The organism is Mesorhizobium hawassense, from assembly GCF_003289945.1.
Classification (GTDB): domain Bacteria; phylum Pseudomonadota; class Alphaproteobacteria; order Rhizobiales; family Rhizobiaceae; genus Mesorhizobium; species Mesorhizobium hawassense.
In genome coordinates this window covers 131824-155857 of sequence record NZ_QMBP01000006.1, presented here as the reverse complement: position 1 = coordinate 155857, position 24034 = coordinate 131824, and the positions used below count along the sequence as shown (strand labels likewise).

Annotated in this window: 26 protein-coding genes and 1 pseudogene; 16 read left to right on the top strand and 11 right to left on the bottom strand. The window is 64.8% G+C overall.

The window, feature by feature from the left end; genetic code table 11:
• The first annotated feature begins 43 nt into the window (after positions 1-43).
• Together DPM33_RS14920 and DPM33_RS14915 are read left to right on the top strand one after the other, a co-directional pair.
• Entirely contained in the window at positions 44-970 is a 927-nt protein-coding gene (locus DPM33_RS14920) for an ABC transporter ATP-binding protein (protein WP_112098364.1), read from the top strand.
• Positions 967-1746, top strand: coding sequence for an ABC transporter permease (locus DPM33_RS14915; protein ID WP_112098199.1), 780 nt, complete (start codon positions 967-969; stop codon positions 1744-1746). The genes DPM33_RS14920 and DPM33_RS14915 overlap by 4 nt, the downstream gene beginning before the upstream one ends.
• Positions 1747-2107: 361 nt before the next feature.
• Here the strand turns inward: DPM33_RS14915 and DPM33_RS14910 are convergent, their stop codons facing one another.
• Positions 2108-3145: a phosphatidylglycerol lysyltransferase domain-containing protein gene (locus DPM33_RS14910; RefSeq protein WP_112098198.1), complete on the bottom strand. Its 1038-nt coding sequence runs from the start codon at positions 3143-3145 to the stop codon at positions 2108-2110.
• Positions 3146-3324: 179 nt separating this feature from the next.
• Between DPM33_RS14910 and DPM33_RS14905 the strand changes: the two are divergent.
• A pseudogene (locus tag DPM33_RS14905) lies at positions 3325-3459 on the top strand (GNAT family N-acetyltransferase); the annotation flags it as partial.
• A 60-nt stretch (positions 3460-3519) separates the two neighbouring features.
• On the opposite strand, the gene DPM33_RS14900 reads toward DPM33_RS14905, so the two are convergent.
• Positions 3520-5517 carry a PhoX family protein gene (locus DPM33_RS14900; protein WP_112098196.1) on the bottom strand — a complete coding sequence of 666 codons (1998 nt, stop codon included), beginning with the start codon at positions 5515-5517 and terminating at the stop codon, positions 3520-3522.
• A gap of 251 nt (positions 5518-5768) precedes the next feature.
• Between DPM33_RS14900 and DPM33_RS14895 the strand changes: the two genes are divergently transcribed.
• The 3 genes from DPM33_RS14895 to DPM33_RS14885 all read left to right on the top strand — a co-directional run bounded on the left by DPM33_RS14895 (position 5769) and on the right by DPM33_RS14885 (position 7182).
• Positions 5769-6107, top strand: coding sequence for a hypothetical protein (locus DPM33_RS14895; protein WP_112098363.1), 339 nt, complete (start codon positions 5769-5771; stop codon positions 6105-6107).
• Positions 6108-6121: 14 nt separating this feature from the next.
• The gene (locus DPM33_RS14890) at positions 6122-6823 is read left to right on the top strand and encodes a phosphatase PAP2 family protein (protein ID WP_112098195.1); all 702 of its coding nucleotides are present in this window, start codon (positions 6122-6124) and stop codon (positions 6821-6823) included.
• A gap of 89 nt (positions 6824-6912) precedes the next feature.
• A complete protein-coding gene (locus tag DPM33_RS14885; protein WP_112098194.1) occupies positions 6913-7182 on the top strand; it encodes a helix-turn-helix domain-containing protein in 270 nt (89 codons plus the stop codon).
• A gap of 24 nt (positions 7183-7206) precedes the next feature.
• Here the strand turns inward: DPM33_RS14885 and DPM33_RS14880 are convergent, their stop codons facing one another.
• Positions 7207-8133 carry a DMT family transporter gene (locus tag DPM33_RS14880; RefSeq protein ID WP_112098193.1) on the bottom strand — a complete coding sequence of 309 codons (927 nt, stop codon included), beginning with the start codon at positions 8131-8133 and terminating at the stop codon, positions 7207-7209.
• A gap of 152 nt (positions 8134-8285) precedes the next feature.
• Between DPM33_RS14880 and DPM33_RS14875 the strand changes: the two genes are divergently transcribed.
• Both DPM33_RS14875 and sigJ read left to right on the top strand, forming a co-directional pair.
• Positions 8286-9233, top strand: coding sequence for a hypothetical protein (locus DPM33_RS14875; protein ID WP_112098192.1), 948 nt, complete (start codon positions 8286-8288; stop codon positions 9231-9233).
• A complete protein-coding gene (gene sigJ / locus DPM33_RS14870) occupies positions 9226-10122 on the top strand; it encodes an RNA polymerase sigma factor SigJ (RefSeq protein WP_208648408.1) in 897 nt (298 codons plus the stop codon). Before DPM33_RS14875 ends, sigJ begins: the two co-directional genes overlap by 8 nt.
• A 148-nt stretch (positions 10123-10270) precedes the next feature.
• Here sigJ and DPM33_RS14865 read toward each other — a convergent pair whose 3' ends face one another.
• A complete protein-coding gene (locus tag DPM33_RS14865) occupies positions 10271-11125 on the bottom strand; it encodes an SMP-30/gluconolactonase/LRE family protein (RefSeq protein WP_112098191.1) in 855 nt (284 codons plus the stop codon).
• Between the two features lie 113 nt (positions 11126-11238).
• On the opposite strand from DPM33_RS14865, the gene DPM33_RS14860 reads away from it, so the two are divergent.
• Entirely contained in the window at positions 11239-12039 is an 801-nt protein-coding gene (locus DPM33_RS14860; protein ID WP_112098361.1) for a helix-turn-helix domain-containing protein, read from the top strand.
• A 163-nt stretch (positions 12040-12202) separates the two neighbouring features.
• A complete protein-coding gene (locus tag DPM33_RS14855) occupies positions 12203-13579 on the top strand; it encodes an adenylate/guanylate cyclase domain-containing protein (protein WP_112098190.1) in 1377 nt (458 codons plus the stop codon).
• A 93-nt stretch (positions 13580-13672) separates the two neighbouring features.
• Here DPM33_RS14855 and DPM33_RS14850 read toward each other — a convergent pair whose 3' ends face one another.
• Genes DPM33_RS14850 through DPM33_RS14840 form a run of 3 tightly spaced genes read right to left on the bottom strand, consistent with a single transcriptional unit; the run spans position 13673 to position 15941 of the window.
• Positions 13673-14500: a C40 family peptidase gene (locus DPM33_RS14850; RefSeq protein WP_112098189.1), complete on the bottom strand. Its 828-nt coding sequence runs from the start codon at positions 14498-14500 to the stop codon at positions 13673-13675.
• 41 nt (positions 14501-14541) lie between these two features.
• Positions 14542-15471 carry a CHAD domain-containing protein gene (locus tag DPM33_RS14845; protein WP_112098188.1) on the bottom strand — a complete coding sequence of 310 codons (930 nt, stop codon included), beginning with the start codon at positions 15469-15471 and terminating at the stop codon, positions 14542-14544.
• Positions 15468-15941 (bottom strand): CYTH domain-containing protein, encoded by a 474-nt coding sequence (locus DPM33_RS14840; protein WP_112098187.1) that lies wholly within the window; start codon positions 15939-15941, stop codon positions 15468-15470. Before DPM33_RS14840 ends, DPM33_RS14845 begins: the two co-directional genes overlap by 4 nt.
• Positions 15942-16032: 91 nt before the next feature.
• Between DPM33_RS14840 and DPM33_RS14835 the strand changes: the two genes are divergently transcribed.
• From DPM33_RS14835 to DPM33_RS14820, 4 genes are read left to right on the top strand one after another with little or no spacing between them, the layout of a single operon-like run.
• On the top strand, positions 16033-16737 hold the full coding sequence (locus DPM33_RS14835; protein WP_112098186.1) for a DUF1956 domain-containing protein: 705 nt from the start codon (positions 16033-16035) through the stop codon (positions 16735-16737).
• Entirely contained in the window at positions 16734-17687 is a 954-nt protein-coding gene (locus tag DPM33_RS14830) for an HlyD family secretion protein (RefSeq protein WP_112098185.1), read from the top strand. Before DPM33_RS14835 ends, DPM33_RS14830 begins: the two co-directional genes overlap by 4 nt.
• A complete protein-coding gene (locus DPM33_RS14825) occupies positions 17684-18604 on the top strand; it encodes an ABC transporter ATP-binding protein (protein ID WP_112098184.1) in 921 nt (306 codons plus the stop codon). Before DPM33_RS14830 ends, DPM33_RS14825 begins: the two co-directional genes overlap by 4 nt.
• The gene (locus DPM33_RS14820; RefSeq protein ID WP_112098183.1) at positions 18601-19737 is read left to right on the top strand and encodes an ABC transporter permease; all 1137 of its coding nucleotides are present in this window, start codon (positions 18601-18603) and stop codon (positions 19735-19737) included. The genes DPM33_RS14825 and DPM33_RS14820 overlap by 4 nt, the downstream gene beginning before the upstream one ends.
• A 93-nt stretch (positions 19738-19830) precedes the next feature.
• Here the strand turns inward: DPM33_RS14820 and DPM33_RS14815 are convergent, their stop codons facing one another.
• The gene (locus DPM33_RS14815) at positions 19831-20808 is read right to left on the bottom strand and encodes a threonine/serine dehydratase family protein (RefSeq protein WP_112098182.1); all 978 of its coding nucleotides are present in this window, start codon (positions 20806-20808) and stop codon (positions 19831-19833) included.
• 115 nt (positions 20809-20923) lie between these two features.
• Positions 20924-21247: a hypothetical protein gene (locus DPM33_RS14810; protein ID WP_112098360.1), complete on the bottom strand. Its 324-nt coding sequence runs from the start codon at positions 21245-21247 to the stop codon at positions 20924-20926.
• A 180-nt stretch (positions 21248-21427) separates the two neighbouring features.
• Here DPM33_RS14810 and mbfA point away from each other — a divergent pair, with 180 nt between their 5' ends.
• Entirely contained in the window at positions 21428-22411 is a 984-nt protein-coding gene (mbfA, locus tag DPM33_RS14805; protein ID WP_112098181.1) for an iron exporter MbfA, read from the top strand.
• Between the two features lie 9 nt (positions 22412-22420).
• Here mbfA and DPM33_RS14800 read toward each other — a convergent pair whose 3' ends face one another.
• Positions 22421-22765, bottom strand: a complete 345-nt coding sequence (locus DPM33_RS14800) for an antibiotic biosynthesis monooxygenase family protein (protein WP_112098180.1) — start codon at positions 22763-22765, stop codon at positions 22421-22423.
• Between the two features lie 84 nt (positions 22766-22849).
• Complete coding sequence (locus DPM33_RS14795; RefSeq protein ID WP_112098179.1) at positions 22850-23188, bottom strand: NIPSNAP family protein; 339 nt, start codon at positions 23186-23188, stop codon at positions 22850-22852.
• Between the two features lie 170 nt (positions 23189-23358).
• Between DPM33_RS14795 and DPM33_RS14790 the strand changes: the two genes are divergently transcribed.
• The gene (locus tag DPM33_RS14790; RefSeq protein WP_112098178.1) at positions 23359-24033 is read left to right on the top strand and encodes an ArsR/SmtB family transcription factor; all 675 of its coding nucleotides are present in this window, start codon (positions 23359-23361) and stop codon (positions 24031-24033) included.
• Position 24034: the final 1 nt, after the last annotated feature.

Sequence of the window (24034 nt, the reverse complement as noted above, 5' to 3'; positions counted from 1 at the left end):
CGACCTATATCAGGTCACAATTTCCAGCCGGCCGTTTTTCAGCATGTCATCCATCATCTCGATATCCGGTGTCACGAAGACCTATGCCACCGGCTTCAAGGCATTGAAGGAAATCAATCTCGACATCGAGCGCGGCGAGATCTTCGCGCTGCTGGGGCCGAACGGCGCCGGCAAGACGACGCTGATCTCGATCGTCTGCGGCATCGTCAACCGCTCGTCGGGCAGCGTCACGGTGGACGGCCACGACATCAGCCGCGATTACCGCGCCGCGCGCAGCCTGATCGGGCTGGTGCCGCAGGAGCTCACCATCGATGCCTTCGAGACGGTCTGGGCGACGGTGAATTACAGCCGCGGCCTGTTCGGCAAGGCGCCCAACAAGGCGTTCGTCGAGAAGGTGCTGCGCGACCTCTCGCTGTGGGAGAAGAAGGACTCGAAAGCGATCACGCTGTCGGGCGGCATGAAGCGGCGGCTGATGATCGCCAAGGCGCTGTCGCATGAGCCGCGCGTGCTGTTCCTCGACGAGCCGACGGCCGGTGTCGACGTCGAGCTGCGCCAGGACATGTGGGCGATGGTGCGGCGGCTGCGCGAGGACGGCGTCACCATCATCCTGACCACGCATTACATCGAGGAAGCCGAGGCGATGGCCGACCGCGTCGGCGTCATCAACAAGGGCGAGATCATCCTGGTCGAGGACAAGGCCGAGCTGATGCGCAAGCTCGGCCGCAAGCAGATGCGACTGGAGCTGCGCGCGCCGCTCGCCGCCATCCCCGACGGCCTGTCGCGCTACGCGCTGGAGCTGTCCGAGGACGGCAGCGAGCTCACCTACACCTACGACAACCAGAGCGACCGGCCGGGCGTCGCCTCGCTGATCCGCGACCTCGAGGCGGCCGGCATCCAGTTCCGCGATCTCGATACCAAGAACAGCTCGCTCGAAGAGATCTTCGTCAATCTTCTGAGGCAAGAGCCATGACCCTGCGCGCTGCCCCTAATTTTCGCGCTGTATGGGCGATCTACCGGGTGGAGATGGCGCGCGCCTTTCGCACGGTGTTGCAGAGCATCATCTCGCCGGTGATCTCGACGTCGCTCTATTTCGTCGTCTTCGGCTCGGCGATCGGCTCGCGCATCAACGAGATCGACGGCATCGCCTACGGCGCCTTCATCGTGCCCGGCCTGATGATGCTGTCGCTGCTGACGCAGTCGATCTCCAACGCCTCCTTCGCCATCTATTTCCCGAAATTCGTCGGCTCGATCTATGAGCTCCTGTCGGCGCCGGTGTCTTATCTCGAAATCATCATCGCCTATGTCGGCGGTGCGGCGACCAAATCGATCATACTCGGCCTGATCATCCTGGCCACGGCGGCGCTGTTCGTGCCGCTGAGGATCGAGCATCCGTTCTGGATGATCGCCTTCCTGGTGCTGACGGCGGTGACCTTCAGCCTGTTCGGCTTCATCATCGGCATCTGGGCAAAGACCTTCGAGCAGCTGCAGCTGGTGCCGCTGCTGATCGTCACGCCGCTCACCTTCCTCGGCGGCAGCTTCTATTCGATCCACATGCTGCCCGGCATCTGGAAGACGATCACGCTGTTCAACCCGGTCGTCTACCTGATCAGCGGGTTTCGCTGGAGTTTTTATGGCAAGGCCGACGTCTCGGTCGGCGTGAGCCTCGGCATGACGCTGGTGTTCCTGGCGATCTGCATCGCGATCGTGGCGTGGATATTCAGGACGGGTTATCGGTTGAGGAATTGAAGGAGTTCCTCGACCCACGCATGGGCTACGGCAAGGTACACATTTCCAAACGGCCGTGCATGGCAGCTTGGCGCATGCATTGTCTAACGTAGCGCTGGTCGACCCCCACTCCGTCTCGGCTTCGCCGAGCCACCTCTCCCCGATCGACGGGGTAGAGGAAAGCCGCGCCAAGCTTTTTGCCCCTCAATGCTCGCCCAGCAACGCTCCCTTCCTTTCCCTCCGGAGGGGGGAAAGGTGGCGCTGCGAAGCAGCGACGGATTGGGGGAACCACGTGGCAATCAAGCCGCAGCCTGATCAGTCACGCCGATCACAGAAAGTGTGCATAGCGTAGACGAAGTGGGGCGAGGAAACAGAGCCTGCTTCAGATCGCCTTCAACAGGCGCAGCAGGCCGAGCATCTCCACGAAAGTCCCCTTGCGGAAAGCGATATAGGTCGGCTCCTCGACACCGTGGAAGCGGCGCTTGAAGGCCGCCTGGCCCTGCAGGTTGAAGCGCGAGCGGTTGACCCAGGGCGAGTCGTAGCCGCGCTGGAAGGCGCCGCGCCAGAAATCCGATTCGGCAAAGCCGCTGGGCTCGATGTCGAGCAGCGGCGAAAGGCCGAGCGTCACCTGCGAAATGCCTTCCTCGCGGAAGCGGTCGACGGCGAATTTGGTCAGCCCGACCTCGGCATGCGGCGTGGCATCGACCTGCTTGCGCTTGAAGGAGGTGGTGTAGCCGATGACCTTGCCGTCGCGGAACAGCGGGTCGAAATCGAGGATGGCGAGAAGCCGGCCTTCCGGGCTGCGCAGGAGGAAGCGGCGCATGTCGGCGCCGATCTCCTCGGAAAAGCGACGGTTGAGGAAACTCATCTCCCAGCGCTTGATGATGCGCTCCTTGCGCCAGTCGGCGGAAAGCTGGATGATCTCGTCCTGCAGCCCGTCGCCCCGGTCCTCGGCAAGGGTGAAACCCTTCTTGGTCAGCCAGCGTTCGGAATAGCGCACGGTCTCGTTGCGCTTGCCGGAAAAATCATGGGCCGGCAGCAGTAGCCTGGTGTCGATGCCGAGGCGATTGACCTGGTAGCCGAGCCCAGCCAGCACCTTGGCGGTGTCGGCGCCGATCTGGACGAACCAGGGGCTGCCGGCGGCCTCGACGAAGCGCTTGATATAGGCCGGGCGGGCGGCCGGATCGGCCACGGGATCGCCCAGCGCGAAATGCCGGCTCATCTTGGTGCCGAAGGCGATATAGCCATCGCCATCGCTGAAATAGGACAGTTTCTGCTGCACGGCCGTCGAATAGGCGAGCGAGAAATCGCCGTGGCGGCGCACCAGCACCAGGCGCTCCTCATCCGTCAGTTCGCGCCGCGGAACCTTGGGTGCCACGGCGTCGAGAAGCCTGTCGAAGTAGATGCGCAGGGGCGCCATGAGTTCCGCGTGCCAAGAAGTGATGACCTGCCGCCCTCAGGTCGCGAATCGCTGGCGACCGATGCCGGCCGCGCGTGAGCGCGATATAGGATGCAATCGGTGGCGAATGAAGGGCAAATGTCCGAAAGCGCCCGCTATCGCTCGCCGCGGGCCAGAATGAACTCGCAAGTGTCGGGCTCAGGATCGCGGCACGTGGCGAGATTCCGTACCTTCATGCGTGTGAGAGCAACGCGGTGGCGATCAGGCTCTACGAGAGTATCGGCTTCTGCTTGAGAAACACCCTGAAGATGGCCGTGGTTCAGCGCACCGAATGACCGCAGAGCGGGGGAAGGGCTCCGGATCGCCGGAACCCCTCCTTTCCAGAACCTCGGTTATCAAACCGCGATCTTGCCGCCGCCCTGCTTGGTGATGGCGACCACGGACGGACGCACCGGCATGTCCGGCTTGAAGTCCGGCCAGCGGGTCGACGGATCCTCGTAATAGGACGGACGGCCAAAGCCCTCCCAATCCTCGCCGCCGTCGCCCGGATGCTGCACGGCGACGAAAGCGGTCTGGTCGTCCGGCGCGAACAGCGGGCCGCACATTTCGGCGCCGATCGGCACGCGGAAGAACAGCTTTGACGTCGCCCGCGCGGCGCCTTCGGTGTCGACGGCCCACAGGCCGTCGGTGCGGCCGGTAGCCTTCGGGCCCTGGCCGTCGGTCGCGACCCACAGGCGCCCGGCGGAATCGACGGCGCAATTGTCAGGCATACCGAACCAGCCATGGGCGGTGGTCGCCGTCGAGAAAGTGGCGCCGACATCGGCCACCGAGGGGTCACCGCATTTCAAGAGCACCTCCCACTTGCCCCCGGCGGCGGCGAAGTCGCCGCCATCCTCGACGATCTCGATGATGTGGCCGAAGGCGTTCGCCGCGCGCGGGTTGGCGGCGTCGACCTGCTCGGCCTTGCGCTTGGAATTGTTGGTCAGCATGACATAGGCCTTGCCGTTGCCGGCATTGGGCTGGATGTCTTCCGGCCGGTCCATCTTGGTGGCGCCGAGCAGGTCGGCGGCGCGGCGCGTCTCGATGAGCACGTCGGCCTGGGACGCAAAGCCGTTCTCGGCGGTCAGCGGGCCCTCTCCGAACACGATCGGCATCCACTCGACCGAACCGTCCTCGGTGAATCTGGCGACATGCAGCGTGCCGTCGTCGAGCAGGTTCATGTTGGCGGTGCGGTCGTTCGGGTTGAACTTCCCGGCGGTGACGAATTTGTAGACATAGTCGAAGCGCTCATCGTCGCCGAGATAGAAGACGACGCGGCCGTCCTTGGCGACGATCGATTCGGCGCCTTCATGCTTGAAGCGGCCCATGGCGGTGCGCTTCCTCGGGGTGGAGTTCGGGTCGTTGACGTCGACCTCGACGATCCAGCCAAAGCGATTGGGCTCGTTCGGCTCCCTGGCGAGGTCGAAGCGGTCGTAATGGGCGCCCCATTCATAGGCGCCTTCCGGAATGCCGAGGCGCTTGTAGTTGGCGGCTTCCCTATGGCCCTCCGGCAGCTCGCCCGAGAAATAGCCATGGATGTTTTCCTCGGCCATCACATAAGTGCCCCAGGGCGTGACGCCGCCGGCGCAATTGTTCATCGTGCCGATGACCTTGGTCCCGGACGGATCGGCATTGGTCTTGACACGGTCGTGGCCGGCGACCGGTCCGGACAGCGCCATTTCGGTGGTGGACATGATGCGGCGGTTGAGCTTGCCGTCGCGCACCACCCGCCATTTGCCGCCTTGCTTGCGTATCTCGACGATGGTGCCACCGTGGGCGGCCATCTCGACATCCACCTGCTCCTTCGAGAGCGGTGCCACCTCGGCGGCCCTCTTGCCGTCCTTCTCGACGATCGAGACGATGCCGGGGAACATCAGATGCGGGTTGGTGTATTCGTGGTTGACCACCAGCAGGCCATGCTCGGCCGAGCCATCGATCGGGATAAAGCCGACATAGTCGTTGTTGTAGCCGAACTGCCTGGCCTGGGCCGCGGCCGACTGTTTCAGCGGATCGAACTCCGGCGAATCGGCAAACAGTGGGTCGCCCCAGCGCAGCAGCACGTCGGCGTCATAGCCCGGCGCGACATGGTGCTTGTCGTCGATGCCGGCCTCCAGCTCGTCGAACTTGAAGGCCGAGCCTTCTTCGGCGCGCGCCTCGTCGGCAGCGATCAAAGCCAGCGGGCTGACGGTGGCGGCGATGGCCGAGACGGCGAGCGAACCCATGAGGAAGCCGCGGCGCGAGAAACGCGCGGCGATGATCTCGCCCATGGTGCGGTTGTCGGTCGGGTTGACGGGCGGGCCGTCATTTTCCTCGAGCTGACTGGTGCGGAAGCGGGTCTCAGGGGTCACGGTCATATGGGTCCTCTGGCTTCTTGAGGTGGCTGGGAATTTTGACCCTTCGACCCCTAAAGCGCGCCGATCACATTTTCGTGACATCCCCGTGATCAGACCGCAAGAGTTATTCGCCGGCTGATGAGCCCGGCAGGCCGGCTTCGGCTCCTTGCGAGCGCGCATGGTCCGCCGCGATCGGCTTGACGGCTCCACCCGCTTGCGAAACAAGGGCTGCGGCCGGCGTGGCGACGACGCTTAAAATGGGGGACGGCAAGGTGAGTTTCTGGGGGCTGGCGCAGCTCGGCGCCTCGACGGTGATGTTCCTGCTGGCGGCAGGGGCGGCCAAGCAATGGGGCATGGCGCCGAGCTTCGCCAAGATCGTTTTGACGCTGGCGCTCTACTCCGCCGGCAATCTGATCATGCTGCGGCTGGTACGCGAGTTCGGCATGTCGGTGTCATTCAGCCTGTCGGCGGTGATCCAACTGGTCGCGGTGAACGTCGTGGCGATCGCCTTCTACGGCGAACGACTCAATGCTTTCCAGGCAACAGGCTTGATGCTCGCGGTTGCCGCGGTCGCGCTGATCACGCTCGGGCCCTATATGCAGAAACTCTGACCCTTGAGACCTTGATGAAGTCATCCGTCGGCGCACTGCTTGGCAAGATCGAGTTCCCCCTGCTTCTGGCCGGGCTGGTGATGGCCGCCGGGCTGTGGGGTTTCGTGGAATTGGTGGAAGCCGCGCGCGCGACGACGCTGCATGCCTTCGACACCCAGATCCTGCTTGCTTTCCGCAATAGCGGACAGCCGGACAGCCCGATCGGGCCATCCTGGCTACCGGGTGCTGTTCGCGATATCACCGCCCTCGGCAGTTCGGCGGTGCTCATCCTACTCACGACGGCGATGATCCTGTACCTGCTGTTGATCCGCAGGCCGGGGACGGCGCTGTTCGTATTTGCCGCCATAGCCGGCGGACAAGTACTCTCCAGCCTGCTCAAGCTGGAAGTCGACCGACCGCGGCCCGACCTCGTCTCGCATCTCGTCACCGAGACGTCGCTGTCCTTTCCGAGCGGGCACGCCATGCTGTCGGCGATAACCTATCTGACGCTCGGCTCATTAGCCGCGCGCTTCCTGCCGGACCGCAGGACGAAGATCTTCGTGCTTTGCCTCGCCGTGCTGATCACCGTGATGGTCGGCGCCAGCCGCGTCTATCTCGGCGTGCACTGGCCGTCCGACGTGCTTGCCGGCTGGTGCGCGGGCTTTGCCTGGGCCATGCTATGCTGGCTGGCGGCGCGCCTGCTGCAGTGGCGCAAAGTGGTGGCCGGCAGCGATTGATCGATGTATGATGCATCTAAAATGATGCTTGAAACATTGTAACATTTATACTATGCATCGTTCATAGAATCAGAGACGGATTCCGGCCGATGATCACTGCCGCACAGATGCGCGCCGCGCGGGCGTTGACCGGCATCGACCAGAAGACGCTTGCCGAGCGGGCTGGGGTCTCGCTTCCGACGATCCAGCGCATGGAGGCAAGTGACGGCGTCGTCAGGGGCGTGGTCGACACGCTGATGAAGGTTATCCAGGCGCTCGACGCGGTCGGCGTGGAGCTGATCGGCGAGAACCAGACCAGCGAGCGCGGCGGCAGGGGCGTGCGCCTCAAGGCCGGCGCGGCTCAGAACCCGGAAGGCTGAGCCGCCGCGTCGGTCCGGAAGGGCTCAAACCGCCGCCTCGATCGGCTCGGCGAGTTTCGGGTTGGCGCGCGCGGCTATCAGGCAGCCGGCGACGATCAGGCCGGCACCCGCCAGCGTGGTCCAGGCCACAGCCTCGCCGAAGAAGAACCAGCCGAGCGCGAGCGCCCAGATGAAGGCCGAGTATTCGGTCGGGATCAGATATTGCGCTTCGGCGCGGGCGTAGGACCAGCTCATCAGGAATTGCCCGGCGAGCGACAGCATCGCCACGCCCACCAAGGGAAGCCAAAGATCGCTTGGCAGGGCGACGGCGAGCCAGGGCGCGGCGCAACCAAGGATGATCCCGACGAAGATGTTCTGGAACAGCATGATCTCGACCGGCTTGGCCAACAGCGCCTGTCGCCGGGCGAGAATCAGATTGTAGCCATAGAACACCGTCGATACGAGCACGGCGACCGTGCCCATAACGGCATCCTGCGAATGGCCCGCCTGCCCGAACTGTCCGGCCAAAATGATCGCGACGCCGGCGATGCCGGCCAGCGACGCCCACACGGCCTGGCGCCTTATGCGCTCGCCCAAGAGCAGCGCGGCGAGGAAAAGCGCGAACAGCGGCGCGACGAAGCTGAGCCCGATCGCCTCGGCGAGCGGCAATCTGGCGAGACCCCAGAAGAACGAGACCAGGACGATGCCGACGACGGCAGCGCGCAGCGCATGCAGGCCGAGCACCGCAAGGGTCGGTTTCGAGCGTGGCCCCGCCGACCAGGCCGCGCCCGCGACCACGGTCGCGACCATGCTACGCCACAGCACCGTGTTGTAGACACCGACAGCGCTGACCAGGGACTTCATTGCCGCGTCCATGCCGGACAAAAGGAAGATCGCCAGCGCGCAGACGAGCACCGGAACCATCGGGGAAACGGCGCCGTTCAGGCTGGATGTCTTCACGGCTTCGCTCATTGCGGCCGGATATCCCGGAGCGGGCGACAGAACCAGATGGCAGCACCGTCGATATGGCCGGTCCAATCCCGTTCCAGCGAGATGAAAAATTTCGCCTCCCGCCGTCACACCTGGGCTGGCTGTCCCGTCATGGCTGCAGGAGGTGCGAACCAATGCGTGTTCTTCTCGCGATCATCGGCATCTATCAGGCGGCCAACGGCATCGTCATGCTGATTGTCCCGGGCTTCTGGTATTCGGCCGTTCCCGGCGTCCCGGACACAGGACCGGCCAACATCCATTTCATCCGCGACATCGGCCTCGCCTTCCTGGCGGCCGGCGCCGCGCTGCTGATGGCAAGCCGGCGGCCGGATGATGGCCGGCTCATCGCCGCCGCCACGATCTTCCTTGGCGGGCACGCGATCTGCCACCTGATCGAGATGGCGCATGGCACCACCATGGGCGCGGCCGCGCGCGATATCCTGCTGATCGTCGTGCCCGGACTGCTGCCGCTTGCCGCCTTCCCCGCGCGCGACCAAGAAAGCGAGGTCATGATGTTCAAACGGCTCCTCAAGCAGCAGCTATGGAAATTCGAGAACCGCTACGGCTATGACACTGGCTACATGCGCGAACTGGTCGATACCGACGAATTCGGCGCCTTGAAACTGGCGCTGATCTCGCCCTTCACCAACGAGCGGTTCTCGTTGCCGGCCGCGGCCTACTTCACCGCCAGGATCACAGCGACGCGCCGCGCCGATTGCGGCTCCTGCATGAAGCTCGTCATCACCCTGGCGCGGGAGGCAGGCGTCGAACTCAAGGCGATCGAAGCCCTGCTCAACGGCGCCGCAGCTTTGCTGCCGGACGAGATGGTGCTCGCCGAGCGCTATGCGCGCGCCGTTCTCGACAACGATCCGGAACTGCCCGACATTATCGACGCCTGCGAGCAGCGCTGGGGCAAAGCGGGTGTCGCCGGGCTCTCGGCCGCGGTCGTGTCGGGCCAGCTCTATCCGACATTCAAACGCGGGCTCGGCCACGGCAACGCTTGCGAACCCGTGCTGGCATGGCTGAAGGCCGAGGCGGCGAAAGACCGCCCGCAACATCACGCGGAGGCGGAGTTTGCCTGAGCATCAGCCCGACGGCGATGAACGCCTGCAGGCCTATCTCGGCCAGCGCAAGCGGCTGATCAGGCTCGCCTACCGCTATCTCGGCTCGGTCGGCGAGGCCGAGGACATCGTGCAGGATGCCTGGCTGCGGTTTTCGGGCGCCGACACCGTCGAGGACGCGCCGCGCCTGTTGTCGCGCATCGTCACCAATCTCAGCCTCGACCGGCTACGCTCGGCGCAGAAGCGCCGCGAGACCTATGTCGGGCCCTGGCTGCCCGAGCCGATCGTGGAAAAGGCCGGCAGCGCCGATCCGGAAACCAGCGATGCGGCGCTCGACATCTCGTTCAGCGTCATGCGGGCTTTGGAGCGCCTGTCGCCGCTCGAACGGGCAGCGCTTTTCCTGCACGATCTCTACGACGTGCCGTTCGAGGAGGTGGCCGAGACGCTGAAGCGATCTCCCGCCGCCTGCCGGCAGATGGCGTCCAGGGCGCGCAAGATGCTGAGGCAGGACAACCGGCGCTTCCCGGCGCGCGAGACGGACATCGCCCGCTACGTCGCCAGCTTCGAGCAGGCCATGGCCAGCGGCGACATCGAGCCGCTGAAGCGGCTCTTGGCCGAGGACGTGGAATTCATCGCCGACGGCGGCGGCAAGGTGGCTGCGGCGCTCAACATTCTGGTGGGCCGCGACCGGGTTGCGAAATTCCTCGTCGGCGCGGCGCGCAAGAATCCGGACCCCGAACATACGGTAGTCTGGCCGGCCATCATCAATGGCGGGCCGGGACTGGTGGTGTCGGTTGCCGGCGCCGTCGTCCAGACTTTCAGCTTCGCCGTCGATGCCGAGGGCAACATCGCCGCGGTCTATACCGTGCGCAATCCGGACAAGCTCGCGGGGATCGACAGGGCGAGGTGAACTCAGAGTGCCGCTGCATGCATAAATCGGAAATGTCGGCGGGACAGCACCCCCTCTGTCCTGCCGGACATCTCCCCCGCAAGGGAGGAGATCAGATATCGCGCAGGCTTTCGCCAATCGTTCCGCGTCACAAATTACTTCCGCATGCTCAATCCAGTGACAGCGCCACGATCTCGCCTTCGCCCATCAGCGGCACGAAGATCTTTTGACCGTCGGTGCCGATATCGGCGCTGCCCGGCTTGAATTGCGCTACCACCGTCGGCGCGCCGCCTGTCTTGTAGCTGTAAAGCGTGCCGGTCATGTACGCGGTGGCGTAGATGGTGTCGCCAATGGCGATGACGCCGTCGAGATCGGCGAATTTCTGGGCTCCAGGCAGCGGCGTGACCTTCCTGGTGGCGAGGTCGACCGACAGCAGGCCGCCGGGCTCGGCGGTGCTGAAGTCTTTTCTGTTGATGCCCTTGCCCCATGAGGCGACGATCAGCCTGTCGCCATCGGCGAACACGCCATTGGGCGAGGCCAGCAGCGCATTCTTGACGAACACCTCCGGCCTATCCCCGTCGATGCGGTAGATCGTGTCGGCCAGCATGTCGCTGACATAGACCTTGCCGGCGCTGTCCTCAGTCATATCGTTGAGGAACACGGCGCCGGGCACGTCGATGGTCTCGACCAGCTTGCCGCTGGCGAGATCGACGACGCGCACCTTGGTGATGTCGGCGGCGTAGAGCTTGCCGCCGGCGATCGCCATGCCCTTGGGCGCGTCCATGCCGTCGACCCAGTGGCGGGCGACGACCTTGCCGTCCATCGACAGCAGCGACAGGTAGCCGTTGCCGTCCGCCGCGCCGGGATTGCCGACGATGTTGGAGACGACGATGCGGTTGTGGGCGGCATCGACAAGCGCGGATTCCGGCTGCTCGAACCCGGTGGCGCGCCAGAGCTCGCCGGCCTGCGCGGCAGACACAGCGGCGGCGACGGCGAATACGGTTGAAGCGATGAGATTTTTCATGGGTGCTCTCCTGTGATGTCGCGGGAGAGCTAGAGTTTTCGATACTTCTCCGGAAGCCGGAACAGCGCTAGTATCGCTTTTCGATACCAAATCGCATGAATGAGGCGCAGTCCATGAACGGTCCGATCTTCGAGGCGCTGAAACGGACACTGAAGGCCAAGGGCCTGACCTACCGGACGCTGGCGGAACGCATGGGCGTTTCCGAGCCGACGGTGAAGCGCATCTTCCATGAGCAGAATTGCAAGCTCGACCGGCTGATGGAGATCTGCGCCGCTGCCGAAGTCGAGCTGGAGAACGTGCTCGGCGCGATGAACCGGGGGCCGGGGCCGGCCAACCGGGTCGCGCCGGAGATCGAGCGCAGGCTGGCGGCGCGGCCGGCGCTGCTCTTCGTCTTCATCATGCTGTCGGAGAAATTCACGCCCGAGGGCATCATGCGCTCGCAGGGGCTGAGCGAGGCTTCGATGTTCCTTTACCTGCGTGATCTCGAGGAACTCGGCCTGGTGGCGCTGGGGCGAGGGCTGTCGGCAAGGCTGCTCGTCGACACGCCGATCCAGTGGGATTTCGAGGGACCGCTGAAGCCGCATTTCGAGACGACCAACAAGAACTTCATCGGCTGGGCGATCGGCCACATGGAACAGGCCGCGACCTTCATCAGCTTTTCCAGGCGGATGCGGCCGGAAACGGCGGAGATGCTGCGGCGCGAGGCCGAGGAGCTAGCCGAACGCGCCAGGCTGCTTGCCCATCACGACCAACACACCACGCCCGAGGACCAGCTCACCGGCTACAAATGGACCTTTGCCTTCGGCGCGACGCCATTTCCCGCGATCATGCCGATCGGCCCGCACCCGAGGGACGCGGGGGCGGCCGACCGGCGCGCCGCTCCTGCAAAGGGGCGTCGTCCTTTGCCGGCCTGACACGGCCAAATCATCCCGGGCAGGATTGCATCTGGCGGCTGAGCTTATCGCGCACCACTTGACGGGCGCTGAGTCGTGATAGAGTTCGCGCACTGATTTGTCAGATTGTAGAGGGCGGGTTTGCCGAATGCGTGACACGTCCCCGTCAAATCGAAGTGACCCCATGCCGACCGCGCCAACACTTGAACTTCGCCGCTATTCGCGCCTGAAGAAATTGCGGGAGCGCGCAGAACGCCATGGTGCTGGATTGCAGTTCTGGGCGCGCACCGCATCGCTTGCCGTGATCTTCTGCTTCTTTTCATTGATCAGTCGCTGGGATGCGGCGCTGCTCTTCGTGCTGGCGGGCCTCGTGCTGTTCCAGTTCCTCGGCCTGATCCAGTTTCTCTTTGCGCGCCGTCGCACGGCGCCATGGTGGACCGGCTACCTCGTCGGTACGCTGGACATCATTCTGTTGACCGTTCTGCTGGTGACGCCCAACCCGTTTTCCCAGGAGGTCGCGCCAGCCGCGATGCAACTGCGCGAGGGCAGCTTCAAATTCCTGCTGATCTTCGTATGCCTTGGCGCGCTGACCCTTTCGACGCGATTGGCGCTCTATCTCGGCGTGCTGGCGGCCTTGACGTGGTCGATCGGCGTAGGATGGGTGATCATTCGTGCGGGAACCGTCATCCCAGCGACGAACCTCTATTCGCTGCCGATGACAGAGCGGATGAACCTCTATCTCAACCCCAATTTCGTCGATACGTTCGCGCAGGCGACCAACGTGTTGGTCGTGCTGATTATCGGCGCGATCATGGCGTTGGTCGTCTCTCGTTCTCGACGTCTGTCGGAAGACTATGTCAAGGCGGAGCGCGCCCGCGCCAATCTCGCCCGGCATTTTTCGCCCAATGTGGTCGACCAGCTCGCCACGGATGACGAGCCCTTTGGCCCGGTACGCCGGCAGGATATCGCGGTGCTGTTCGCCGACATCGTCGGCTTCACACACTATTCCGAGGATCATCCCGCCGAAGCAGTGTTCGAACTTCTGCGCCAGTTCCACCGTCGCATGGAGCAGGTCGTTTTCGACCACCAGGGCACGGTGGACAATTATATCGGCGATTGCATCATGGCGACATTTGGCATTCCGCACGCCAGCCATGACGACGCGACTCGGGCCATCCAGTGCGCCGAAGCGATGGTCGCCGCTCTCGAAGACTGGAATATACAGCGGGTGTCCAGGGGATACCCGCCGCTGGACGTCCGGATCGGTGCACAATATGGCGCGGTCGTCGTCGGCTCGGTCGGCAGCGAGCGCAATCTGTCCTTCGCGGTGGTGGGCGACACGGTCAACGTCGCCAGCCGTCTGCAGTCGCTCTGCCGTGAGCTTCGGACGAATATTTGCTTTGGGTTGCGATTGATCGAGGTCGCGAAGGCGGAATCGCCCACGATACAGTTGAATGCGCGCGATCATGGACCGGTGAACATCCGCGGACGGGACGAACCGGTCCATGTCTGGGTCGAACAAAGAGCTGAAAGCCGGGGCGCTATTGCGGTTTCGGCGTGATGCAGGCCGGCATTAAGGCGCGTCGCGCTGAAACGGATTCAGGCGACGCGCTTTAAGCCGCATGGGACATATCCCGAGCCCGGCCGAAAGCCATCACGTGTCTGACGCGATTGCGCCTGCCTTTGCGGCTGCGGCGTCCGTGCTTGCCCTGTCCTCCCACGTCACCGCCCGATAGTCGAAGCCATATTCCAGCGTCGGCTTGACGATGCGGAAGAAGGGCGACAGGTCGAAGTCGCGCGGCGTGTAGAGCGAGTGGTGGCGGATGTGCAGGATTTCGCGCCGCATATAGCTCGACTGCGCCGAGGCGCGGCCTGGCGCCAGCGTGATCTCGGGCAGGATCGGATAGCGGATCTGGCCATAGGCCTCGGCAATCAGCGTCGAGCAGATGGCGCGCGTCGGATCGCCGGAGCCGAAGGCCAGCATGCGGCGGCGCCAGCGCACCGGCACCGGCGGGGTCGGCATGAAATAGCGCAGCATGTCGAAGATGTTCTTGAGGTCGTACCGGAGACCCAGCTTGCCGACCATGAAGGCGACGACCTTGTCGCGATCCTCCGGCGTCAGCCCGCTCGCCCGGCAGATGCGGGTGTTGTAAGTGCGATAGCGCGACAGAGGCACGGCGACACAGCCTTCGCCGAGCGTGACCTCGATCAGGCGGGGCCGCTCCGATCCATCCTCGGGCTCGGGCAAGGTGTCGCCAACATAGAAGGCCGCGTGCGACCAGGTCGACTGGGTGAGATATTTGATCGCCGCCGAGATTTTCTGGTTGCCTTCGACGAGCAGGACGTCGCCGGGCTGCAGCGTGCGGCGCAGGGTTTCGGCATCCGACGGCGTATAGGGCTCATATCCCGAGGATTCGTCCTGCAGCCGGCCGGCTAGCCAGCGGCCAATTCGATCCAGGAGGGTATCGGCCGGCGCACTCATGCCAGACGGCGATTAGCACAGGCCGACCGGTTAGGCCATGATCAGGCCGCTTTCGCTTCTTCCTGGGGACCGGCGAGATCGTCGCGCGCCTTGCGGGCTAGCCTCTTGGCCGAGCGTTTGGGGCTGTCGCCGAACAGCTCGGCGGCATCGGCAAGGCAGGCCTTGGTGAGGCTCTTTTCGGAGCGCTTCAAGAGCTTGCGCAGAAGCTTCGTGTCTTCGGCGGGGCCGAGCGGCTCGCCTTCGGCATCGAGCAGCGCGCGCATGACGAAGACGTCGTGCAATTCGCCGAGCTGTTCGCCAAGCTTGTCGACCGCCTTGCGACGCGCCTTGATCGGTGTCGGCCACAGACGGCCGAGCAAGGACAGATGCATCGAATGCGTCTTGGCCGCCTTGCGCAGGTCGTGAAAATCATCGGCCTCGCCGCGCGACTCCGCCTTGTCCAGCGCCTTCTTCGCCCGCCGCAAGGTGGCGCGGGCACCGTCGGCGAGGATGTCGGCCGCCTGCTCCGGCTGGTCCGGCAGCGCCAGCCTAGCGATGCGCTCCAGGCCTTCCTGGCAAGCGGCTACAGCCGCGTTGATGGCGGCGTCGAGACCGGGGCCGGCATGAAGCTCGTGCTGGCGCAGCACCAGCCGTTCGCGTACCGGGTCGAGGCCGCCGGCCGATTGCTCGGGAAAGGCATCGGCGAGGCGGTCGATGGTTTCGATGAGCGCGGTCGCCTCGCGCGGGCCGGCCAGCATGGCCGACACCTGCTTGTAACATTCATTCTCGGTCTGGCAGAACGGTTCGTCTCCGGAACGAACCAGGCGCAGCAAGGCGCGCACGCTTTTCAGCCGCTTGCGGCATTTGTGCAGGCCCTGCTCCGGCCTCTCGCGCGCCGTCTCGAGATGGCCGACGGCCTTGCCGATCTCGGCGGCCAACATGCGCCTGACCTCGCCGGTCAAGGGCAAGCGCGGATCGATGCGGAAGCTCATGCGGCGATCTCCGGAATCCCCCCGAGGGCCAGCGACGCGTTGTAAAACCTCGACTCGCCGGTGACCTCGCGACCAAGCCAGTCGGGCAGCATTTCGTCAGGTACGTCCTCCGGCGTCTCCAGCTCCGCGACCACCAAACCCGCGAGCTTGCCGCCGAACACATCGACTTCATAGAGATAGCCGCGGTGTCTAACATGGTGGCGTGTCTTCTCGATGACACGTCCGACGGCAAACGCCATTAGTTCCTCGGCCTCGGCGAGCGGGATCGAATATTCGAATTCGTCGCGCTCGCGCGCCCTGTCGCCGAACTTCAGCGTCAGCTTGGCGGAGCGCCCGTCGCTGATGCGCACGCGCACCGTGCGACCGGGCTGGGCCGCGACGTAAAACTGACGAATGCGGATCTCCGCCTCGACGCCATCGCGCCAGGCAGAGCTGGAGATCAGGAACTTACGCTCGACTTCCTTGCCCATGGCCGGGCACTAAAGCCCGTGAGGATCGAGAAGGCAAGCCGACTCGGCGGTCAAATTTGACTTTAATCAAACGATTGATTAAAGTTGAAGAATGAACAAGCAATCGAGCGTAAAAAAGCAGCCGCGCGAGGCCACCACCGCCGATCAAACGCGCGCGGCGCTGGTGCATGCGGCGCTCAAGCTGTTCGGTCGGCAAGGTTTCGACGGTACGTCGACGCGCGAGATCGCGGCGGAGGCCAGGGCCAATATCGGCTCGATCGCCTATCATTTCGGCGGCAAGGAAGGCCTGCGCGCCGCCGCCGCCGACCATATCGTCGAGACCATACAGGGGATCGCCGGACAGGCGCTGGGCGGTGTCCAGGCCTCCGCGCCCCTCACCCCGGAGGCGGCTCGAGTCCAGCTTTTCGCGGCGCTCGAGCGGATGGTGGGCTTCGTCGTCGTCAGTCCGCAGGCCGGCGAGATCGTACAATTCGTACTTCGGGAGCTCTCGCATCCGACCGCCGCGCTCGACCGCATCTATGCCGGCGTGTTCGAGCCGACGCACCGGCGGCTCTGCCAGATCTGGGAGCAGGCGACCGGCGAACCGGCCGAGAGCGAGGCAACCCGGCTCACGGTCTTCACGTTGATCGGTCAGGTCATCTATTTCCGCATCGGCCGCGAAGCGGTGATGCGCCGCATGGGCTGGCGCGAGATCGGCAATGCCGAAGCCGCCAAGGTGGTGGCGGCGACCACCGACAACCTCAGGGCAATGCTGGCGGCGCGCGATGCGCGCGCCGGCAAGAAGGGCAAATCATGAGCTTTCTCTGTTCGCTGCCGCTGGCGGCCCAGTTGTTCGGCGCCTGCGCGCCGGCGGCGCCTCTGGCCGTCGGCTATGTCGAGGGCGAATATGTGCTGATGGCGCCGATCGAAGTGGCCCAGGTGGCGACGGTGGCGGTTAGGCGCGGCGACCGCGTCGAGACCGGCGCGGCGGTGGCGACGCTCGAGGATGCCGACGCCGAGATCGAGGTGGCGCAGGCCGAGGCCGCGCTCGCCCAGGCACAGGCGCAGCTTGCCGACCTGCAGGTCGGCAAGCGTCCCGAAGAGATCGCCGTGCTCAAGGCCGAGGTCGATATGGCGAAGGCCCAGGCCGCCGATGCCAAGCGCAAATATGACCGCGCCAGCGACCTCTACAAGCGCGGCACCGGCACGCAGGCCGACTACGACACCGCCTCGGCTTCGCTGGAGACGGCGACCGCGCAGGTCGGGCAGGCGGAAGCCAATCTCGCCGTCGGCAATCTGCCGGCGCGGCCCGAGACCATCAAGGCCGCCGACAACCAGGTCAAGCAGGCGCAGTCGACTTTGGAGCAGGCCCAATGGCGGCTGTCGAAGCGCGTGCTGACGGCACCATCGCCGGGCCGCGTAAACGACGTCATCCGCAATCCCGGCGACACCGCCGGGCCGACCGCGCCGGTGATCTCGATGCTGCCGGACGGCGCCGTGAAGCTCAGCGTCTATGTGCCGGAAAACGCGTTTTCGTCGGTCAAGGTCGGCACCGAGCTCAACGTTCATTGCGACGGTTGCGGGATGGGGATCAAGGCACGCGTCAGCTATGTCTCGCCCGATCCTGAATTCACGCCGCCGGTGATCTATTCGCTCGAGAACCGGCAGAAGCTGGTCTATCTCGTCGAGGCGCGACCGGAGGACAAGAGCGGGCCGCTGCAGCCCGGCCAGATCGTCGATGTCGATCTCGCGGATATGGGGCAATGAACGCCATCGACGTTCGCGGCCTGGTCAAGCGCTTCGGCGGCAAGACCGTCGTCGACCATGTGACGATGACGGTCGCCGAAGGCGAGATCGTCGGCTTCCTCGGCCCGAACGGCTCGGGCAAGACGACGACCATCCGCATCATGTGCGGGCTGCTTACGCCGGACGAGGGCGACGGCACGGTGCTGGGCTTCGATATCCGCACCGACGCGCTCAAGATCAAGCGCGAAGTCGGCTACATGACGCAGAAATTCTCGTTCTACGAGGATTTGACGATCGGCGAGAATCTCGAATTCGTGGCGCGGCTCTACCAGCTGAAGCCGGTCGAGCAATACGTGGCGAGGACGCTGGAGGAGCTCGGCCTGGCGAGCCGCCGCAACCAGCTGGCCGGCACGCTTTCCGGCGGCTGGAAGCAGCGGCTGGCGCTGGCCGCCTGCATCATGCACAAGCCGAAGCTGCTTCTGCTCGACGAGCCGACGGCCGGCGTCGATCCCAAGGCGCGGCGCGAGTTCTGGGACGAGATACACAGGCTGGCCGACGGCGGGCTGACGGTGCTGGTCTCCACCCACTACATGGACGAGGCCGAGCGCTGCCACCGCATCAGCTACATCTCCTACGGCAAGATGCTCGCCACCGGCACGGTCGACGAGGTGGTGAAGAATGCCGGCCTCACCACTTTCGTGCTGCAGGGGCCGCGGCTTGATCAGGTCGCCACGGCGTTGCAGGGACGGCCTGGCGTCGACCAGGTGGCGCCGTTCGGCGCGACGCTGCATGTCGTCGGCTCCGACAGGGCGGCGCTGGAAAAGGTGCTCGCCGACGTCGAGAACGAGCACAAGGACGTGACGGTGACGCCGGGCAAGACCAGCCTCGAGGACGTGTTCATCCAGTTCATGTCCGGCTCGAAGGACAACATGGCATGAACGCGGTCTTCTCCTTCGCCAGGCTCGGCGCGCTGCTCATCAAGGAATTCATCCAGATGCGGCGCGACCGCATCACCTTCGCCATGATGCTCGGCGTGCCGCTGATGCAGCTCGTGCTGTTCGGCTTTGCGATCAACAACGACCCGAAGAGCCTGCCGGCGGCACTGGTTGCGACCAGCAGCGACCCTTACACGCGGGCGATGGTCTCGGCGCTGCAGACCACCGGCTACTACCGCTTCGACCATGTCGCGCAAAGTGCCGAGGAAGCCGAGTTCCTGATGGCGCGCGGCGATGTCTCCTTCGTCGTCACCATTCCCGCCGACTTCGCGCGGCGGGTGGAGCGCGGCGACAATCCGCAGATCCTGATCGAGGCCGACGCCACCGACCCGGCCGTTGCCAGCGGCGCCATCTCCACGCTCGGCACCGTTGCCGGCCAGGCGCTGCTGAGAGCCCAGGGCACCCAGGACGCGGCCAGGGAGGCAGCGCACGGCCAACTCGATGTCGTCGTGCACCGGCGCTACAATCCGGAAGGCGTCTCGCAATACAACATCGTGCCCGGCCTGCTCGGCGTCATCCTGCAGATGACCATGGTGATGATGACGGCGATGGCGTTGACCCGGGAAACCGAGCGCGGCACCATGGAGAACCTGCTTGCCATGCCGTCCAGCCCGGCCGAGATCATGCTGGGCAAGGTGCTGCCTTTCCTCGTCGTCGGCGCCGTGCAGGTGGTGGTGGTGCTGGTGGCTGCGAAGCTCTTGTTCGGCATCCCCTTCGTCGGCAGCCTGACGCTGCTGCTGTCCTCGGTGCTGGTCTTCGTGCTTTCGCTGGTGCTGCTCGGCTATACGATCTCGACCATGGCCCGCTCACAGATGCAGGCGATGCAGCTGACCTTCTTCTTCTTCCTGCCATCGCTGCTGCTCTCCGGCTTCATGTTCCCCTATCGCGGCATGCCGGGCTGGGCGCAGACTTTTGGCGAAATCTTTCCGCTGACGCATTTCTTGCGCATCACCCGCGCGGTCATGCTGAAGGGCGCGGAGCTTCCGGCGGTGGCGACGGAGATCGGCTGGCTCGTGGTGTTCGTGGCGCTGTTCGCCGGCGTGGCGCTGGTGCGGTTCCGGCGGACGCTGGACTGAAATCACGGAAGACCTTGCGCACAAAAGCCTAAGGCTGGCGGGACAGAGGGGGCGCGAAGGATCGCGGCGATTCCCGCATGGTTGGGCCGCAGCTCATGCCGCCGCCATGATCCCGGCATAGGTGCTGAAATCGACATTGCCTCCGGACAGCACCACGGCGACGCATTTGCCGGCGAGGTCGATCTCGCCGGAGGCGAGCGCGGCAAGCGCGACGCAGCCGCCCGGTTCGACCACCAGCTTGAGATGGGCCATGGCGTCGCGCATCGCCTGGGCAACCGCCTCGTCGGAGACGGCGATGGCGCCGGCGAGATTCCGGCGGTTGATCTCGAAGGTGATCAGGCCCGGCTCGGCGGTGAGGATCGCATCGCAGATCGAAGTATGGCCGGGTTCGTTCGCAACCCGTTCGCCCTTGGCCAGCGAGCGGCGCGTGTCGTCGAAGTGTTCGGGCTCCACCGCCCAGACGGCGGTCCGCGGCGAGGCGTCCTTGACGGCGACGGAGATGCCGCTCGACAGGCCACCGCCGCCGCAGGGGACGACGACCGCGTCGAGCGCCACGCCGAGGGCCTTCGCCTGCCGCATCAGCTCCAGGCCGATCGTGCCCTGGCCGGCAATGATGGCCGCATCGTCGAAGGGTGGCACCAGCGCCATGCCCTGTTCGATATAGGGGCGCACGACCATCATGCGGTCGTCCTTGAAGCGGTCGAAAGGCACGACCTCGGCGCCCATCTTGCGGACGTTGCCAACTTTCAGCACCGGCGCGTCGGCCGGCATGGCGATGACCGCCTTGACGCCGAAGATCGCGGCCGAGGCCGCCACCCCTTGCGCGTGGTTGCCGGACGAGAAGGCGACGACGCCACGGCTGCGCTCCTCCTCGCTTAGGCACGACAGCTTGTTGTAGGCGCCGCGGATCTTGAAGGAGCCGGTGCGCTGCAGCGTCTCCGGCTTGAACAGGATGCGGCCGCCATAGCGCTTGTTGAGCTCGGGCGATTCGATCAGCGGCGTTTCGACGACCAGGCCGGAAAGCCGCGCCGCGGCCGCGCGGATGTCGGAGATGCCGGGGAGCGTGGTCATGGGCGGGCCTCGTAGGGGATAGGGGCCGCCATGGTGCACGGAAATCATCCCGGCGCGCCAACGAAAAAATGTGATGGAGACAATGTTGATGATGATGGTGGCGGGCAGGCGCCCCTCACCCCAGCAGCGTCTTCGTCCTCTTGCTGCCGCCGAGCTTGCGCCAGGTGTTGAAGCGGTGGGTGGCGGCGGCGAAGGATATCTTCATCTGCTGGGAAACCGTGTAGCGCGACTTGCCTTCGTCGAACAGGCGGTAGCAGCACTCGGCGCCTTCTTCGGTCAGCTTGCCGTCCGGCGTCTTGTTGTGTGGGTTGGCGGGGTCGAACTTTTCGAGCTGTTCCTCGACAAGGCCCTTCAGGCGCTGCAGCTCGGCCTCGATGCTGGCGATGAGGTCGAGAACGGGTTTCGCATCGAATGCGTGCGGCGGCTTTTTCTCCGTCATGCGATTGGTCTCCTTCAATTTTGGCTGTTGCCATCTATATAGGCGAACATTCGGCAATAATGAAGGGTCGGCCCAGACGTGGTGGATCAACCATTTGCGAGCGCGTTTCCATCGCCGGCAATTGACGTCCGGCAGCCAAGATCCTAGTTTAGAACGATTCTAATCTAGAGTGATCCCATCATGCTTTCCCGTGTTTTCGGCTTCGGCCGCCGTTCGTTCGATTCGCTGTCGGAGCAGGAGATCCTGGCGCTGGCGATCTCTTCCGAGGAAGATGACGGGCGCATCTACCGCGCCTATGCCGATGGGCTGATGGAAGACTTTCCGCAATCGGCGAAAGTGTTCGAGGCGATGGCCGAGGAAGAAGACGGCCATCGCGATTCGCTCATCGAGCTCTACCGCAAGCGCTTCGGCGAGCGCATCCCGCTGATCCGCCGCGAGCATGTGAAAGGCTATTTCGAGCGCAAGCCGGACTGGCTGGTGAAACCGCTCGGCATCGAACATGTCAGGCGGCAGGCCGAAGCGATGGAGCAGCAGGCCTATCGCTTCTATGTCGAGGCGGCCAAGCGCACCACCGATGCATCGACCCGAAAGCTGCTCAACGATCTCGCCGTGGCCGAGCAGGGCCACGAAAGCTCGGCGCATCAGCTGGAGCAGGAGCATGTGCCGGGCGAGATCAAGATCGAGGAAGCGAGCGCCGAGCAGCGCCAGTTCATTCTCACCTATGTGCAGCCGGGGCTGGCCGGACTGATGGACGGATCGGTGTCGACGCTGGCGCCGATCTTCGCCGCCGCCTTCGCCACGCACGCGACCTTCCAGACTTTCCTCGTCGGCCTCGCCGCCTCGATCGGCGCCGGTATCTCGATGGGCTTCACCGAGGTGGCCTCGGACGATGGCAAGCTTTCGGGGCGCGGCTCGCCGATCAAGCGCGGGCTGACGGTCGGCGTTATGACGACGCTCGGTGGACTTGGGCATGCCATGCCCTACCTCATTCCCTATTTCTGGACGGCGACGATCGTCGCGGCGGTCGTGGTGTTCTTCGAGCTCTGGGCGATCGCCTTCATCCAAAACCGCTACATGCAGACGCCATTCTGGCGCGCCGCCTTCCAGGTGGTGCTGGGCGGCGCGCTGGTGTTCGGGGCCGGCGTGCTGATCGGGAATGCTTAGCGCCAGTGCCTACCCGTTCACCGCCCTGCTGTCCCGCGGCGCCTCGGCCCTTTCCGTCAGCCCGTAGTCGCGCACGACATGGGCGATGCGCAGACGGTAGCCGGCAAATATACCACCGCGCCCCGCCTTCTGCGCCTGGCGATGCTCCTCGGTGTTGCGCCAGGCCTTGACTGCTTCCTCGTCGCGCCAGAAGGACAGCGACAGCACCCGCTTTGGATCGACGAGGCTCTGGAAGCGCTCGATCGAGATGAAGCCGTCGATGCCGTCGAGCAGCGGCCTGAGCTCCGCGGCGATGCCGAGATAAGCGTCGCGCTTGCCATCCGCCGGCTCGACTTCGAAAATGACTGCGATCATGCCTCTATCCCTTCGCTCACCGTCGACTATTTGTTCTCCGCAATTCCGGACGGAAAACCGCTATGCAATTTTCCTGGGATTGCTTTAGGTCCTGAAAACCTGCTGCGGACCATGCGGCCCGGACACCAGCCTCAGGAAGACGCGGTCTTCCTTGAGAATGAACTTCTCGCGCCTCGCGAACTCGTAATTTGCCTTGCCCGCCGGGTCCGCCGCAAGCCGCGCGCGGTAGGCCTCATAGGCGGCAAGGCTCTCGATATTGTAGGCGGCGTAGGCCGTGGTGGCCGAGCCTTCATGCGGCGCATAGTAGCCGATCAGTTCGGCGCCGCAACGCGGAATGGCCTGACCCCAGGCCCGCGCATATTGCTCGAAGGCCGCCTTGCCGAACGGGTCGATCTCGTAGCGGATGAAGCAGGTGATGGTCATGTCGGTCTCCTCGTCGGTTGGCTTTCGGGCGGCGATGCTTCGACCGTGGTGGAAGCATCGCTTGCGCCGTTATGGTAGGCATTCTCCTGTCAGGAGTGTTTGCCTCGGCTGCTTGAGCTGACCGCAGAATAGTGCTTCCCTGACGGGAATGCTTCGATAAGGATCGAACCATGCGTGAAGGACCCGACATCGCCCGCATCGCCAGCCTGGTCGGCGACCCGGCGCGTGCCAACATGCTCAACGCGCTGATGGGCGGCACGGCGCTGACCGCGTCGGAACTGGCGCTCGAAGCCGGCGTGTCGCTGCCCACCGCTTCCTCGCATCTGTCGAAGCTGATGGAGGGCGGACTGCTGACCTTGGCCAGCCAGGGCCGGCACCGCTATTACGGCCTGGCCAGCGCGCAGGTGGCCGGCATGATCGAAGCGATCATCGGCGTCGCGGAGGCGGTCGGCCCGAAGCGGGTGCGGCCCGGCCCGCGCGACGCGGCGATGCGGGTGGCGCGGGTCTGCTACGACCACCTCGCCGGCGAACAGGCGGTGGCGATGCTCGACCGGCTCTTCGACAGGAAACTTTTGCTGCGCGACGACAACGAGATCAGGCTGGCGCCCTCCGGCGCCTTGCATTTCACCGCGCTCGGCATCGACATCCATGCGAAGGCACGGCGGCCGGTGTGCCGCGCCTGCCTCGACTGGAGCGTGCGGCGCTCGCATCTCGCCGGCACGCTGGGCGCGGCCATCCTCGACAAGATCATCGCCGAGAAATGGGCGCGCCGCGAAAAGGACAGCCGCGCCGTGGTGTTTTCGCCGGGGGGAAAGCGGGAGTTCGAGAAGGTGTTTCTGGCGTAGG